The 14,944-nt window shown below is 61.1% G+C and carries 14 protein-coding genes and 1 pseudogene; 11 read left to right on the top strand and 4 right to left on the bottom strand.

All coding sequences use genetic code 11. The features are described from left to right. Positions 1–2: 2 nt before the first annotated feature. The 4 genes from RRF55_RS03265 to RRF55_RS03250 all read left to right on the top strand — a co-directional run bounded on the left by RRF55_RS03265 (position 3) and on the right by RRF55_RS03250 (position 5,208). Positions 3–938 (top strand): ABC transporter substrate-binding protein, encoded by a 936-nt coding sequence (locus RRF55_RS03265; RefSeq protein ID WP_002905537.1) that lies wholly within the window; start codon positions 3–5, stop codon positions 936–938. Positions 939–1,244: 306 nt separating this feature from the next. Beyond that, positions 1,245–2,630, top strand: coding sequence for a diaminobutyrate--2-oxoglutarate transaminase (locus RRF55_RS03260; protein ID WP_002905540.1), 1,386 nt, complete (start codon positions 1,245–1,247; stop codon positions 2,628–2,630). 9 nt (positions 2,631–2,639) lie between these two features. Then, a complete protein-coding gene (locus RRF55_RS03255; protein ID WP_074185276.1) occupies positions 2,640–4,121 on the top strand; it encodes a pyridoxal phosphate-dependent decarboxylase family protein in 1,482 nt (493 codons plus the stop codon). Positions 4,122–4,314: 193 nt separating this feature from the next. Next, positions 4,315–5,208 carry a LysR substrate-binding domain-containing protein gene (locus tag RRF55_RS03250; RefSeq protein WP_064153345.1) on the top strand — a complete coding sequence of 298 codons (894 nt, stop codon included), beginning with the start codon at positions 4,315–4,317 and terminating at the stop codon, positions 5,206–5,208. 109 nt (positions 5,209–5,317) lie between these two features. Here RRF55_RS03250 and RRF55_RS03245 read toward each other — a convergent pair whose 3' ends face one another. The 4 genes and pseudogenes from RRF55_RS03245 to RRF55_RS03230 all read right to left on the bottom strand — a co-directional run bounded on the left by RRF55_RS03245 (position 5,318) and on the right by RRF55_RS03230 (position 9,770). After that, positions 5,318–6,508 (bottom strand): cytochrome c biogenesis protein/redoxin, encoded by a 1,191-nt coding sequence (locus RRF55_RS03245; RefSeq protein ID WP_075394932.1) that lies wholly within the window; start codon positions 6,506–6,508, stop codon positions 5,318–5,320. Positions 6,509–6,610: 102 nt separating this feature from the next. Then, positions 6,611–7,954: a sensor histidine kinase gene (locus tag RRF55_RS03240; RefSeq protein ID WP_064153347.1), complete on the bottom strand. Its 1,344-nt coding sequence runs from the start codon at positions 7,952–7,954 to the stop codon at positions 6,611–6,613. Continuing rightward, complete coding sequence (locus RRF55_RS03235; protein ID WP_004176065.1) at positions 7,951–8,691, bottom strand: response regulator; 741 nt, start codon at positions 8,689–8,691, stop codon at positions 7,951–7,953. Before RRF55_RS03235 ends, RRF55_RS03240 begins: the two co-directional genes overlap by 4 nt. An 86-nt stretch (positions 8,692–8,777) precedes the next feature. Continuing rightward, positions 8,778–9,770 (bottom strand): annotated as a pseudogene (locus RRF55_RS03230) (alpha/beta fold hydrolase). Between the two features lie 243 nt (positions 9,771–10,013). On the opposite strand from RRF55_RS03230, the gene RRF55_RS03225 reads away from it, so the two are divergent. From RRF55_RS03225 to pqqF, 7 genes are all read left to right on the top strand, one after another. Beyond that, positions 10,014–11,033 (top strand): dipeptidase, encoded by a 1,020-nt coding sequence (locus RRF55_RS03225; RefSeq protein WP_032414972.1) that lies wholly within the window; start codon positions 10,014–10,016, stop codon positions 11,031–11,033. A 136-nt stretch (positions 11,034–11,169) separates the two neighbouring features. Further along, entirely contained in the window at positions 11,170–11,241 is a 72-nt protein-coding gene (gene pqqA, locus RRF55_RS03220) for a pyrroloquinoline quinone precursor peptide PqqA (protein ID WP_002905689.1), read from the top strand. A 54-nt stretch (positions 11,242–11,295) separates the two neighbouring features. After that, positions 11,296–12,222: a pyrroloquinoline quinone biosynthesis protein PqqB gene (gene pqqB / locus RRF55_RS03215; protein ID WP_032414973.1), complete on the top strand. Its 927-nt coding sequence runs from the start codon at positions 11,296–11,298 to the stop codon at positions 12,220–12,222. Beyond that, a complete protein-coding gene (gene pqqC / locus RRF55_RS03210; RefSeq protein WP_004143685.1) occupies positions 12,216–12,971 on the top strand; it encodes a pyrroloquinoline-quinone synthase PqqC in 756 nt (251 codons plus the stop codon). Before pqqB ends, pqqC begins: the two co-directional genes overlap by 7 nt. Before the next feature lie 2 nt (positions 12,972–12,973). After that, complete coding sequence (pqqD, locus tag RRF55_RS03205) at positions 12,974–13,252, top strand: pyrroloquinoline quinone biosynthesis peptide chaperone PqqD (protein ID WP_004143686.1); 279 nt, start codon at positions 12,974–12,976, stop codon at positions 13,250–13,252. After that, positions 13,239–14,381, top strand: coding sequence for a pyrroloquinoline quinone biosynthesis protein PqqE (pqqE, locus tag RRF55_RS03200; protein ID WP_004184158.1), 1,143 nt, complete (start codon positions 13,239–13,241; stop codon positions 14,379–14,381). Before pqqD ends, pqqE begins: the two co-directional genes overlap by 14 nt. Next, positions 14,381–14,944 (top strand): pyrroloquinoline quinone biosynthesis protein PqqF (pqqF, locus tag RRF55_RS03195; protein ID WP_439419087.1); only part of this gene is annotated, 564 nt, incomplete at its 3' end. The genes pqqE and pqqF, both read left to right, overlap by 1 nt.

Raw genomic sequence — 14,944 nt, 5'->3', positions numbered from 1 at the left:
AGATGAAAAAGTCGCTATTCGCCGGGGCAACCTTGACCGCCCTGTTCAGCGGCCACGCGCTGGCCAATGAACCGCTGACGCTGGTGCTGGACTGGTACATTAATCCCGACCATGCGCCGATTATGGTGGCCGAGCAGATCGGCGCCTTTAAGGCCCAGGGGCTGGACGTCAGGATTATCCCCCCTTCCGATCCCGCGCTGCCTCCGCGCATGGTGGCCGCCCGTCAAGCGGATCTGGCCATCACCTACCAGCCGCAGGTGCACTTCTTTGCTGACGAAGGGTTACCGCTGGTGCGTGTAGGGACTCTGATTAATTCGCCGCTGAATACGGTTATCGCCCTGGATAAGCAGATCAAAACCCCGGCAGATCTGCAAGGCAAGAAGGTGGGCTACTCGGTCAGCGGCATTGAGCAGGCCACCCTGGCGACCATGGCGCAACATGCAGGGATCGATCCGGCCAGCATCAAACTGGTGAACGTCAATTTCCAGCTGACCAGCGCCCTGCTGGCCGGCCAGGTGGACGCGGTTATCGGCGGCTATCGTAATATAGAAGCGCAGGAGCTGAAGCTGCAGGGCAAAACGCCGGTAGTGATGAACGTCGAAGATTACGGCGTGCCGGCCTATGACGAGCTGGTGATTGTCGCCCATCGCGACGCAATTCAAGAGGCGAAGATCCGTAAATTCCTCACCGCCCTGCAGGCGGGAGTGGGCTATCTGCGCGCCCATCCGCAGAAGAGCTGGGAGGCGTTCGCCGCCGCCCACCCGGAGCTTAGGACCGAACTCAACCACCAGGCGTGGTTGCAAACCGTGCCCCTGTTCGCCACCGATCCGGCAGCGCTTGATAAAGCGCGCTACGAGACTTACGAACAGTTTTTATATAACAATAAGTTGGTGAAAAAAGTTACACCTTTAACAAATTATGCGGTGGAACTGCATTGAGTCTTGCTATCGCTGACGGAAGGCATTCCGTCAGCGCTTTAACGTAGCGGCAATAAAAATATAGAGACTTTCTCACTAATAATTACACTTTAAAGGGTTATAGTGACAGAGCGTTGTTCTATTATAATTCAGCAAGTTACGTTAATTTTGCCCCTGGTAAGAATAACGTCAAAATAGCGCAATCAATAAAACGTTGAATGCAGATTTAAAAAGCCATATATTGTGCGCGCTTTATGAATGCCAATTCAATTTCTTACACCAATTATTCAACCAGCGTTCAACCGCAATGCTGGTTGTGGGAGTGATATGATGACGGATAAAGTCCGTATTGATACTTTACGTGCCGATTTATTAGACGCAAACAACGAAACCTTTTTGGCCCGTCAGGCCGAATTCGAATCGAATGTCAGGAGTTACCCGCGTAAGCTGCCGCTGGCTATCACTAAAGCCGAAGGCGTGTGGCTGACGGATGCGGATAACAAACAGTACCTGGACTGCCTCGCGGGCGCCGGTACTCTCGCTCTGGGCCACAACCACCCTGATGTATTGCAGAGCATCCAAAGTGTCATTACCAGCGGCTTGCCGTTACATACTCTCGATCTTACCACCCCGTTAAAAGATCGCTTCTCCGAATACCTGCTCTCTTGCCTGCCGGGCGAAGGGAAAGAATATTGCCTGCAGTTCACCGGCCCGTCCGGCGCTGACGCCGTGGAAGCCGCGCTGAAGCTGGCGAAAAAATACACCGGTCGTACCGCGGTGATCAGCTTCTCCGGCGGCTATCACGGGATGACCCACGGCGCGCTGTCCGTCACCGGCAACCTGTCGCCGAAAGCGGCGGTTAACGGCATGATGCCGGAAGTCCAGTTCATGCCTTACCCGCACCTGTATCGTTGCCCGCTGGGCATCGGCGGCGAAGCCGGCGTGAAAGCCCTGACCTACTACTTCGAAAACCTGATCAACGACGTGGAGAGCGGCGTCCGTAAACCGGCGGCGGTGATCCTTGAAGCCGTTCAGGGCGAAGGCGGTGTGAACCCGGCGCCGGTCGAGTGGCTGCAGCGCATCCGCAAAGTGACCGAAGAGCACGGCATTCTGCTGATCGTCGATGAAGTGCAGGCCGGCTTTGCCCGTACCGGTAAATTCTTCGCCTTCGAGCACGCCGGTATTCAGCCGGACATCATCGTGATGTCGAAAGCGGTTGGCGGCGGGCTGCCGCTGGCGGTGCTGGGCATTAAAAAGCAGTTCGACGCCTGGGAACCGGGTCACCACACCGGCACCTTCCGCGGCAACCAGCTGGCGATGGCCACCGGCCTGACCACCCTGCGTCATCTGCGCGACAACAAGATCGCCGACAAAGTCGCCGCCCAGGGCGAGTGGCTGAAAGGTAAACTGGCCGAGCTGCAGAAACGCTACCCGGTGATTGGCCACGTTCGCGGTCTCGGTCTGATGATCGGTATCGAAATCGTCAAGCCGAACGAAGCGCAGGATCACATGGGCTGCTACCCGGCTGACGGCGAACTCTCTGCCCTGCTGCAGAAGAAATGCTTCGAAGCGGGCCTGATCCTCGAGCGTGGCGGTCGTCACGGCTGCGTGCTGCGCCTGCTGCCGTCCCTGCTGATCAGCGACGCGGAGCTGGACGTGTTCCTCGACAAATTTGAACAGGCCCTGCTGGCCGCCGGCGTAAAACCGGTCTGAGTGGAGTAAGTGACCGCCATGTCCACATTGAATCCGATTCTTGCTGGTTCAGCGCAGAGCGTTGAAGCCTATCAGCAGGTTATCGAGCAGACCAGCCAGGCCGTTGTGCAGTGGCTGAAGCAACCTGAGATGTATCAGGGGAAAAGCGTTGACGAGCTGCGTGAGCGTATCTCCCTTGAATTTAACGAACAGGGTTTGGGTAACCAGGCGGCGATTGATCGTGCGATCGAGTACTTCCTGAAAGACAGCCTGTCGGTGCATCACCCGCAGTGCGTGGCGCACCTGCACTGCCCGAGCCTGGTGATTAGCCAGGCGGCGGAAGTGCTGATTAACGCCACCAACCAGAGCATGGACTCCTGGGATCAGAGCCCGTCGGCAACCATTATCGAGATGAAGCTGATCGAATGGCTGCGCGCCCGGGTCGGTTTTCCGGCGGGCGACGCCGGCGTCTTCACCAGCGGCGGCACCCAGAGCAACCTGATGGGCCTGATGCTGGCGCGCGACGCCTTCTTCGCCCGTCAGGGCCACTCCATCCAGCAGGATGGGCTGCCGGGGGATATCCGCAAGTACAAAGTCTTGTGCTCGGAAAACGCCCACTTCTCGGTGCAGAAGAACATGGCGCTGATGGGCCTCGGCTACCGCTCGGTAACGCTGGTGAAAACCGACGAATTCGCGCGGATGAACGTGTCCGACCTGCAGGCGAAGATTGCGCAAGCGCAGGCTAACGGCGAGCAGATCATGGCGATCGTCGCCACCGCCGGCACCACCGACGCGGGCGCTATCGACCCGCTGCGCGACATCGCCGGTATCGCTGCGGAACATCAGATCTGGCTGCACGTTGACGCAGCCTGGGGCGGCGCCCTGCTGCTGTCTGAGCAGTATCGCGACTACCTTGACGGTCTGGAGCTGGTGGATTCCGTTACCCTGGACTTCCACAAGCAGTTCTTCCAGACCATCAGCTGCGGCGCCTTCCTGCTGAAGGACGCGCGCCATTACGAGCTGATGCGTTATCAGGCGGCCTATCTGAACTCCGAGTTCGATGAAGAACACGGCGTACCGAACCTGGTGTCTAAGTCGCTGCAGACCACCCGTCGCTTCGATGCGCTGAAGCTGTGGATGGGTCTGGAAGCGCTGGGCCAGAAACAGTATGCGGCGATCATCGATCACGGCGTCACGATGGCGAAAAACGTGGCGGAGTACGTGAAGTCGCAGCCGACGCTGGAGCTGGTGATGCAGCCGCAGCTGGCGAGCGTGCTGTTCCGTTCCCGTCCGGCGCAGATGGCCGGGAGCGACGCGGCGGCTATCGCGCTGCTCAACCAGCGGGTCGGCGACGCCCTGCTGGCCTCCGGCCGCGCTAACGTCGGCGTAACCGAGCACAACGGCGTTACCTGCCTGAAGCTGACTCTGCTGAACCCGGTGGTGACGCTGGATGACGTGAAGGTTCTGCTGAACCTGGTGGAGCGCACCGCTCAGGAGCTGCTGGCGCAATAACCTGCCTTAGCGAGGCGGCGCCTGCCGCCCCGCTGTCAGCCTTGCCTGCAATAAGCCGATAATGTCCTTATCGGCTTTTTTTATTTCTTTCCGCACCGCTAATGCTCTCTTCGCAGGGCCCGTTGACCCCTGCCTCTCGCGATGCCACAGTACTATCTCGAAAATAACAACGTTCAGGATAAACGTCCTGAAAATGGGGATGATGATGGAGAAACGCTTACCAGGGCTGGATCTCGACGCCCTGCGCAGCTTTGTGACCGGCATGGAGTGCGGCAGTTTCGCCCAGGCAGCGCTGCGCCTGTCGCGTTCCACCTCCGCGGTCAGCGCCCAGCTTAAAAAGCTGGAGAGTCAGTGCGGTGCGGCGCTGGTGACCAAACAGGGGCGCCATCTGGTGCTCACCGCGGAAGGCGAAAAGCTGATGAGCTACGCCAGACGCCTGCTGGCGCTCAATGATGAAACCCTGCGCGCGCTGCAGGGTGAGCGGCTCACCGGCGAGATCCACCTTGGTATGCAGGAAGATTTTGGCGAATCGCTGATGCCGGAGATCCTCGGGCAATTTAAACGGCATCATCCGCAGGTGCGGATAGTCGCCAGGGTGGATCGCAATGGTCCGCTGCGCCAGGCGCTGGCGGAAGAGGCGCTGGATCTGGCGCTGCTGTGGCAAACCGAAGATCAGGGTCCCGGGCTGGGTCTCTGCCCGCTGGCGTGGATTGCGCATCCTGACCTGGACATTCGCGCTCTGCTGGTCTCCGGCGAGCCGCTGCCGCTGGTGATGTTCGACAGCCCGTGCCTGATGCGCTCCCGCGCCATTGCCTGTCTCGATGCCGCGGGGATCCCCTGGCAGGTGGTGTTCGTCAGCCACAGCCTGAGCGGCATTTGGGCAGCGGTGCAGGCCGGGCTGGGCCTGACGATACGCACCCGCATCGGCATGCCAGGCAACCTGCGCCCCGCAGGAGGACTCCTGCCAGCTCCAGGAAGTCTGGCCGTTAGCCTGCGACAAACCCCGCGTGAGGAACACCATTCCGCCGCCGTGGCGCTGCTCGGCGAACTGATGACCGAGGCCCTGCAGGAATGGCTCGACAGGTGACACTGTCACGCCATCCCTGCGCGCTGATGTAGGCCGGGCAAGCGCAGCGCCGCCCGGCAATGGGTATAAGGGCTGGAGGGTTCCGTCCGCCAGACGCCTGCGCCGCGGGTCAGGCTTTGCTCTCCTGCAGCAGCTGCTGGATCACCTGCTCCTGGCGGGCATAATCCCCTTCGCCGAAGGCGGTATAACGCAGCTGCCCGCGAGCGTCGAAAATGTAATGCGCCGGCCAGTACTGATTGCCGAAGGCGTTCCAGATGGCGTACTCATTATCCGCCACCACCGGGTAGGTTATCCGCCAGTCCTTCACCGCCTGGCGCAGCAGGGGCAACGAACGCTCCCAGGGATATTCCGGGGTATGAACGCCAATCACCACCAGGCCCGCCGCGCGGTATTTGTTCGCCCAGTCGCGCACGTAAGGCAGGGTATGCTGACAGTTGATACACTCCCGGGTCCAGAAATCCACCAGCACCACTTTGCCCTTCAGACGCTCCGGAGTTAACGCCGGGCTGTTGATCCATGCGCTGCCCCCCGCCAGAGAGGGCATCGCGCTGCTGGGCTGCGGCGCGGCGATCGGCTGGAGGCTGGTCTTTTGCTCCGGCTGCGGCAGACGGGCGGCCAGCCGCTGCTCCAGCGCCTGGCTCAGTCCACCAGCGCTCTGCAGATAGCGATCGCCGCCGCTGGCGATCAGCGCCACCGAGGCCAGCATTGCCCCCCCTGCCAACCGGCGCAGCCGTTCGCCGAACGCCTGTCCGCGACGCAATCTGGTGATCAACGCCGCCCCGCACCACCCCAGCATGAATAACATCAGCGCCCCGCCGCTGCCGTAGGCCAGCAGCAAGCCGCCGGTAGTCGCCTGCCCCGGATGCACAAAGCCCAGGCTAAGTATCGCCCCCAATACCGGCCCGGCGCACGGCGCCCACAGCAGGCCCACCGCCAGCCCGGCCAGCAGAGAACCGATCCAGCCGCGCTGGCGTGAACTGGCATCGTTAAGCTGATTCCCCAACGCTACCAGGGGTGAGGTCAGCCGTTGCGCGACGCGTTGCGAAAGCAGACTCAGCCCGACCAGGGCGAAGAACGCCAGCGCCAGACCGCGGCCTGCGAGGGTCAGATTCACCACCCAGCCGCTGGCGACCGTCACCAGCCAGGAGACAGCGCCGAACATCAGCGCCATTCCTGCCAGCATGATCGCCATCTGCCCCCGACGGCCCCGGACGCTGGCGAAAAGCAGCGGGATCACCGGCAGTGTACAGGGGCTCAGCAGGGTTAACATTCCGCCCAAAAATGCAATTAATATCGACATCGCCTTCTCCTCATTATGCCGTCGCTGCCGAGAGTGGCAGCCACGACATTACAGCAAGGCCATGTAAGGCGAATGTGTCGGGAAAGGGGGAGAATTGTCGGCTTAATTATCCGTCTTCCCCGGAGATACATCAGGATACAATCCCGCCGCGGCAAGGCGAACGCTGGCGTCCAGGCCGCCCTGCGGGCGGTTGGCCAGGCGCAGCGCGCTGTCCATCTGGCTGACCAGCTGCGCGGCGATCGCCAGTCCCAGACCGGTGCCGCCGGTATCGCGATTGCGTGAGTCCTCCAGGCGATAAAACGGCTGCAGCACCGCCTGTAGCGCGGCCTCCGGGATCCCCGGCCCCTCATCCAGTACATGGAGGGTGACATCCCCGGCGGCGTCGCGGGTCAGGGTTACCGTGACCGTGGTGCCGAATTTCAGCCCATTATCGATAAGGTTAGTCATCACCCGGCGCAGAGCCTGCGGCGGGATCCACACCACCCCGGCGGTCTCTTCGGGACAAAACTGGACCGGCCGGCCGACATCAGCATAATCGCAGACGATGGTGTCGAGAAACGCATCGAGATTCAGCCGCTGTCGCGCCTCCTCCAGCGGCTGCGAGGTGCGGGCGAAGGCGATGCCCTCCCGCACCAGACGGGTCATATTGTCGAGATCCTGCAGTAGCTTATCGCGCAGTTCCGGCTGGTCGGCCATCTCCACCCGCAGCTTCATTCGGGTTATCGGGGTTTGCAGATCGTGGGAGATGGCGGCAAGGATCCGCGCTCGCTCCTGCAGATGATCGTGGATGCGCGCCTGCATCGCGTTAAACGCGCGAGCGGCGCGACGCACCTCCTCCGGCCCCTGCTCGGCCATAGTTCCCGCCGTGTCGCTGGCCGGCTCCAGGGCATTTACCGCGTGGGTAAAGCGGGAGATGGGCAGCAATACCTGGCGAACCGCGTACCAGGCGCAGGCCAGCAGGAGGACAAACTGAGCGATCAGCACCACCGGCAGCCAGCGGGCGATGGCCGGTAGTTTCGGCCACAGGTCGAGGGTCAACGGCGCGCCGTCGTGAAGGGTAATATGGGCCTGAATATGCTGCCGCGGGCCGGGGATCGCCACAATACTTACCGGATACTGCGCGCTCAGCGCCTCCTGCAGGGAGCGCGCTGCGTCCCGGGCGCGCCAGCTGTCCGGGTAATCGCCGCGCTCCCCGGTGTCCAGCAGATAGCGATAATTGCCGCGCGCCAGCTTCGGCAGCCATTGTGGGCGCTCAGCGGCCGGCAGGCGGTCAAGGATCGCCACGCTGGTGGCGACATCGGAAGCCAGATTGCCCAGCATCACGCTGCGAGCGCTGCTCATACGCTCATAAAACAGCAGCGACAGGGTTAAGGTATTCGCCAGCAGCAGCGCCAGAAACAGCAGCGCCATCAGCCTCGACTGCAGCGAGGCGGGCCAGAACCTCATTCATGCCTCTCGCGAATGGAGACCGGTACCGACAGCACATAGCCTTCGCTGCGCACCGTTTTAATGTAGGCCGGCTCACGAGCATCCTCCCGTAGCCGCTGGCGCAGTCGGCTCACCAGCAGGTCAATTGACCGCTCAAACAGTTCCGCGTCGCGTCCCTGGGTCAGATTGAGCAGCTGATCGCGGTTCAGCACCCGCTGGGGATGGTCGAGAAACACCCGCAGCAGCCGATACTCCGCCCCGCTGAGGGCGACGATGGCGCCGCTGTCGTCCAGCAGATGACGGGCGGCGGTATCGAGCAGCCAGTCGCCAAAGACGATCAGCCTGCCCGCCTCGGTGATCTGCAGGTTGGGCGGCAGCGCCCGGGTGCGGCGTAAAATGGCTTTGATGCGCGCCAGCAGTTCGCGGGCCACAAAGGGCTTAATCAGATAATCGTCAGCCCCCATTTCCAGGCCGAGGATCCGGTCGCTGTCATCGGTGCGGGCGGTGAGCATCAGCACCGGGATATCCTGCTGCGGGTTGGCGCGCAGCTGGCGACAGAGCGTTAAGCCATCCTCGCCCGGCATCATAATATCCAGCACAATCAGGTCAATTTGATGGTTTTTGAGTACCGACCACATGGCTTTGCCGTTCGCCGCGCCGCTGGCGCGATATCCCGATTTTTCCAGATAGTCGACAATCAGTTCCCGGATGTCGCGGTCGTCGTCGACGACCAGGATGTGGTCAATACGCTCCAAAGGCTGCTCCTGCGGCAAAATAAACTCTTCACAAGCATAAGCCGTGTTGCCGGAAGCGCAACGTCGCGCCTCCGGCAAGGCGCGGGTTACAAACGATCGGCGTCCACCACCGCCTGCACAAACGCCGTCGGATCCTCCTGCGGCGGGTTATGGCCCACCGCTCCCGGCAGATCCCGGTGCTCATATTTACCGGTAAATTTGGCACGGTAGCTGGCGGGAGCCGGATGCGGCGCGCCGTTATTAGCCCCTTCCAGGGTGATGGTGGGCACGGTTATCGGCGGTAGCGCCGCCAGCCGTTGTTCATAGCCGGCATACTTCGCTTCCCCTTTCTCCAGCCCCAGGCGCCAGCGGTAGTTGCTGATGGTGATCGCCACATGGTCCGGGTTATCCAGCGCCCGGGCGGTTTTGGCAAAGGTCGCGTCGCTGAATTGCCACTGCGGCGACGCCTGATGCCAGATAAATTTCGCAAAGTCGTGGGTGTTTTGCCGGTAACCGGCCTCCCCACGCGGGGTGGCAAAATAGAATTGATACCACCACGACAGCTCAGCCTGCGGCGGCAGCGGTTATTCGCCAATCTGCTGACTGCTGATCAGATACCCGCTCACCGAGACCAGGGATTTCACCCGCTGCGGCCACAGCGCGGCGACGATATCCGCCGTGCGCGCGCCCCAGTCAAAACCGGCCAGATCCGCCTGCCTGATGTTAAGGGCGTCCATCAGACGGACAATATCGGCCGCCATCGCCGACGGCTGACCGTTACGCGGCGTGCTGGCGGAGAGGAAACGGGTCGTGCCGTAGCCACGCAGATACGGCACGATCACCCGGTAACCCTTCTGCACTAGAGCCGGCGCCACCTGGGCATAGCTCTGAATGTCGTAGGGCCAGCCGTGCAGCAGGATCACCGGCTGGCCGTCGCGTGGGCCGATATCCACGTAGCCAATATTCAGGTCGCCGGCGCGGATCTGCTGGATCTTGTCGAACGCCCCCGCGTCTTCAGCGGCGCAAACGGCGGCGGACCACAGGGTGGATAACCCCAGCGCCACGGCGCTGGTATAGCGGATCAGGGATAATCTGTTCATCGTTTTCTCACCTTTTATCGTCATCAAGAGAGTACGTGACCAGTAAAGCGGAAATTTGTATCCGCCATGTGCCCGACCGGGGCCATTTTTATCTCTTAATGTCAGCGCAGCACCGCGAGATACAGTGTGATACAAAGTCGAGGTTGGCAATTGTTGCGGGCATGTGAATTTATGCTTGCCCCGGGAGATAAATCCGTTACCGTGGCAGGCATTTTTCACCACTTAAGAACGCAGAAACCCGCTATGGCGATTTTTGATGGTCACAATGACCTGCTGCTGAATCTCTGGCTTCACCATCGCGAGGATCCGGTGAGCGCCTTCTTTGCCGGGATAGAGAACGGCCATCTCGACTATCCGCGCATGCTGCAAGGCGGATTTGCCGGCGGGCTATTCGCGCTATTCGTGCCACCGCAGGAATATATTGCCCGTATGACGCCGCAATACGCCAGCCAACGATGGGATCCGATCGATATCCTCTGGCAGCAACTGGCCATCCTGAAGCAACTTATCGTCCACTCCGCTGGACGCTTGAGATTGTGTCTGAGCGCGTCGGATATCGAACGCTGCCGCGAGGATAAGGTACTGGCGATGGTGGCGCATATTGAGGGTGCCGGAGGTTTTGATGGCGAGGGCCGCGACCTGCAGGCCTTTTATGCCGCCGGGGTCCGCAGCATTGGTCCGTTCTGGAATATTGCGAACCGCTTCGGCAGCGGCGTTAACGGTTCGTTTCCCGGTAGCCCGGACACTGGGCCTGGACTGACAGCGGCAGGTATCGATCTGATTAAGCAGGCCAATGCCTTGAAGATGCAGATTGACGTGTCTCATATGAATGAAAAAGCGTTCTGGGATACCGCCCATCACTCGACGTCACCGCTGGTGGCCACCCACTCCAATGCCCACGCCCTGTGCCCGCAGCCGCGTAATCTGACCGACCAGCAACTGCGGGCGATCCGCGACAGCGGCGGCGTGGTGGGCGTCAATTTCGGCAATGCTTTCCTGCGCGCCGACGGCCGGCGCGATAGCGACACGCCCTTAACCACCATTGTCCGGCATATCGACTATCTTATTAACATAATGGGTGAGGATCATGTGGCCCTTGGCTCGGATTTTGACGGCATCACCCTGCCGGACGAGCTGGGCGATGTGGCCGGCTTACCGCGGCTTATCAATACGTTGCGCGCTAGCGGCTATGATCAATTGATGCTGGATAAGCTGCTGTGGCGTAACTGGCTACGAGTATTAAAAAATGTTTGGCAACAATAGGTTATATTGTAAACATAAAGTTAATTCCTTACAGATTCCGGGTTGATCTCTCTCCCGGTGAAGCGCAATATGCGGCAGCCGTCACAGATCCACCATTATCCGTGAGGCCTGTAGTCATTTTTAAGAGGAACAAAACATGTGGAAGAAACCTGCTTTTATCGATTTACGTCTCGGTCTGGAAGTGACGCTGTACATTTCTAACCGTTAATCGCCCCGCCCGCCGTTCGCGCGGGCACCTTCATTCATTACCCGGTCCGTCTTCATGTTCATTAAAGTCCTCGGTTCCGCCGCCGGCGGCGGTTTCCCGCAATGGAACTGCAACTGCGCCAACTGTCAGGGTCTGCGCGATGGCACCATTCAGGCTGTCCCCCGCACCCAGTCGTCAATTATCGTCAGCGACAACGGTAAAGAGTGGGTGCTGTGCAACGCCTCGCCGGATATCAGCCAGCAGATTGCCCATACCCCCGAGTTAAATAAAGCCGGCGTACTGCGCGGAACGCATATCGGCGGCATTATTCTCACCGACAGCCAGATCGACCACACCACCGGGTTGCTGAGCCTGCGGGAAGGCTGCCCACATCAGGTCTGGTGCACCCCGGAGGTTCATGAGGATCTCTCCACCGGCTTCCCGGTGTTTACCATGCTGCAGCACTGGAACGGCGGCCTGGTGCATCATCCCATCGCTCCGCAGCAGCCTTTTACCGTTGACGCCTGTCCTGATTTGCAGTTTACCGCGGTGCCTATCGCCAGCAACGCGCCGCCCTATTCGCCGTATCGCGACCGGCCGCTGCCGGGTCATAACGTGGCGCTGTTTATCGAAAACCGCCGCAACGGGCAGACGCTGTTCTATGCCCCGGGGCTGGGTGAGCCGGATGAAACCCTTCTGCCGTGGCTGCAAAAAGCGGACTGTCTGCTGATCGATGGCACCGTCTGGCAGGATGACGAGCTGCAGGCCGCCGGCGTCGGGCGCAATACCGGCCGCGATATGGGCCACCTGGCGCTCGGCGACGAGCACGGGATGATGGCCCTGCTGGCCTCTCTGCCGGCAAAACGCAAAATTCTCATTCATATTAATAACACCAACCCGATCCTTAACGAGCAGTCTCCCCAGCGCCAGGCGCTAACGCAACAGGGGATCGAAGTGAGCTGGGACGGGATGGCAATCACCCTTCAGGATACCGCATGCTGATCACTGACACGCTGTCGCCGCAGGCCTTTGAAGAGGCTCTGCGGGCTAAAGGCGCCTTCTACCATATTCACCACCCTTACCACATCGCCATGCATAACGGCGACGCGACCCGCGAGCAAATTCAGGGTTGGGTGGCGAACCGGTTTTATTACCAGACCACTATTCCGCTGAAAGACGCGGCGATTATGGCCAACTGCCCGGATGCGCAGACCCGGCGCAAATGGGTGCAGCGGATCCTCGACCACGACGGCAGCCACGGCGAGGACGGCGGGATTGAAGCCTGGCTGCGGCTGGGGGAAGCGGTCGGTTTGAGCCGCGACGATCTGCTCAGCGAGCGTCACGTGCTGCCCGGCGTTCGCTTCGCGGTGGATGCCTATCTTAATTTCGCCCGTCGCGCCTGCTGGCAGGAGGCGGCCTGCAGCTCCCTGACCGAGCTGTTCGCCCCGCAGATCCATCAGTCGCGTCTCGACAGCTGGCCGCAGCACTATCCATGGATCAAAGAGGAAGGCTATTTTTACTTCCGCAGTCGTCTGAGCCAGGCCAATCGCGACGTTGAGCATGGTCTGGCGCTGGCGAAGGCCTACTGCGACAGCGCTGAAAAACAGAACCGGATGCTGGAGATCCTGCAGTTTAAGCTCGACATTCTGTGGTCGATGCTCGATGCCATGACCATGGCCTATGCCCTGCAGCGCCCGCCCTATCACACGGTCACCGACAAGGCGGCCTGGCACACGACCCGACTGGTGTAATCATGCAAAAAACGTCCATCGTTGCCTTTCGTCGCGGCTACCGACTGCAGTGGGAAGCCGCCCAGGAGAGCCATGTGATCCTCTATCCGGAGGGTATGGCCAAACTCAATGAGACCGCCGCGGCGATCCTCGAGCTGGTCGATGGCCGGCGCGACGTCGCGGCGATTATCGCCATGCTTAATGAACGTTTCCCGGAAGCCGGCGGCGTCGATGACGACGTCATCGAGTTCCTGCAGATCGCCTGTCAACAGAAGTGGATCACCTGCCGTGAGCCAGAGTAAACCCACCGTCAATCCGCCGCTGTGGCTGCTGGCAGAGCTGACCTACCGCTGCCCGCTGCAGTGTCCCTACTGTTCCAATCCGCTGGACTTCGCCCGGCAGGATAAGGAGCTGACCACCGAACAATGGATCGAGGTCTTTCGCCAGGCGCGGGCGATGGGCAGCGTTCAGCTGGGCTTTTCCGGCGGCGAGCCGCTGACCCGTAAAGATCTGCCGGAGCTGATCCGCGCCGCGCGCGACCTCGGGTTCTATACCAACCTGATCACCTCCGGGATAGGGCTGACGGAGAGCAAACTGGACGCCTTCAGCGAGGCCGGGCTGGACCATATCCAGATTAGCTTCCAGGCCAGCGATGAAGTGCTCAACGCCGCGCTGGCCGGCAACAAAAAAGCCTTCCAGCAGAAGCTGGCCATGGCCAAAGCAGTGAAAGCGCGCGACTACCCGATGGTGCTCAACTTCGTTCTCCACCGGCACAACATCGACCAGCTCGATAAAATTATCGAGCTGTGCATTGAGCTGGAAGCCGATGACGTTGAGCTGGCCACCTGCCAGTTCTACGGGTGGGCGTTTCTTAATCGCGAAGGGCTGCTGCCGACCCGGGAACAGATCGCCCGCGCCGAGCAGGTGGTCGCTGACTACCGGCAGAAAATGGCCGCCAGCGGCAACCTCACCAACCTGCTGTTCGTCACCCCGGACTATTACGAAGAGCGGCCGAAAGGCTGCATGGGCGGCTGGGGATCGATTTTCCTCAGCGTCACCCCGGAAGGCACCGCCCTGCCTTGCCACAGCGCGCGCCAGCTGCCGGTGGCGTTTCCGTCGGTGCTGGAGCAGAGTCTGGAATCGATCTGGTATGACTCATTCGGCTTCAATCGCTACCGCGGGTATGACTGGATGCCGGAGCCGTGCCGCTCCTGTGATGAAAAAGAGAAGGACTTCGGCGGCTGTCGCTGCCAGGCCTTTATGCTGACCGGCAGCGCCGATAACGCCGACCCGGTGTGCAGCAAATCTCCGCATCATCACAAAATCCTCGAGGCCCGGCGCGAAGCGGCCTGCAGCGACATAAAAGTCAGCCAGCTGCAGTTCCGCAACCGTACCCGCTCGCAGCTGATCTACCAAACCCGGGACCTGTAATGACGCTGGCGACCCGCACCGTCACTTTGCCGGGCGGCCTGCAGGCCACCCTGGTCCATCAGCCGCAGGCGGATCGCGCGGCTGCCCTGGCGCGGGTCGCCGCCGGCAGCCACCACGAACCGTCGCGCTTCCCTGGGCTGGCGCACCTGCTGGAACACCTGCTGTTTTACGGCGGAGAGCGCTACCAGGATGATGACCGACTGATGGGCTGGGTGCAGCGCCAGGGCGGAAGCGTGAATGCCACCACCCTGGCTCGCCATAGCGCGTTCTTTTTCGAGGTTGCCGCCGATGCTCTGGCTGATGGTGTCGCGCGTCTACAGGAGATGCTGCAGGCCCCGCTGCTGCTCAGGGAAGATATTCAGCGCGAAGTGGCGGTGATTGACGCCGAGTACCGCCTGATCCAGCAGCATGAGCCATCGCGCCGGGAAGCCGCGGTGCGCCACGCCGCCAGCGCGCCCGCGGCGTTTCGCCGCTTTCAGGTAGGCAGCGCCGACGCGCTGGCGGGCGATCTCGCTGCGCTGCAGGCCGCCTTAGGCGATTTTCACCGCACCCATTACGTCGCC

Source organism: Klebsiella sp. K47 (genome assembly GCF_051858335.1).
GTDB classification, from domain to species: domain Bacteria; phylum Pseudomonadota; class Gammaproteobacteria; order Enterobacterales; family Enterobacteriaceae; genus Klebsiella; species Klebsiella pneumoniae.
Note: the sequence above shows the minus strand (reverse complement) of the source record. Positions and strands in the feature narration are given on the sequence as shown.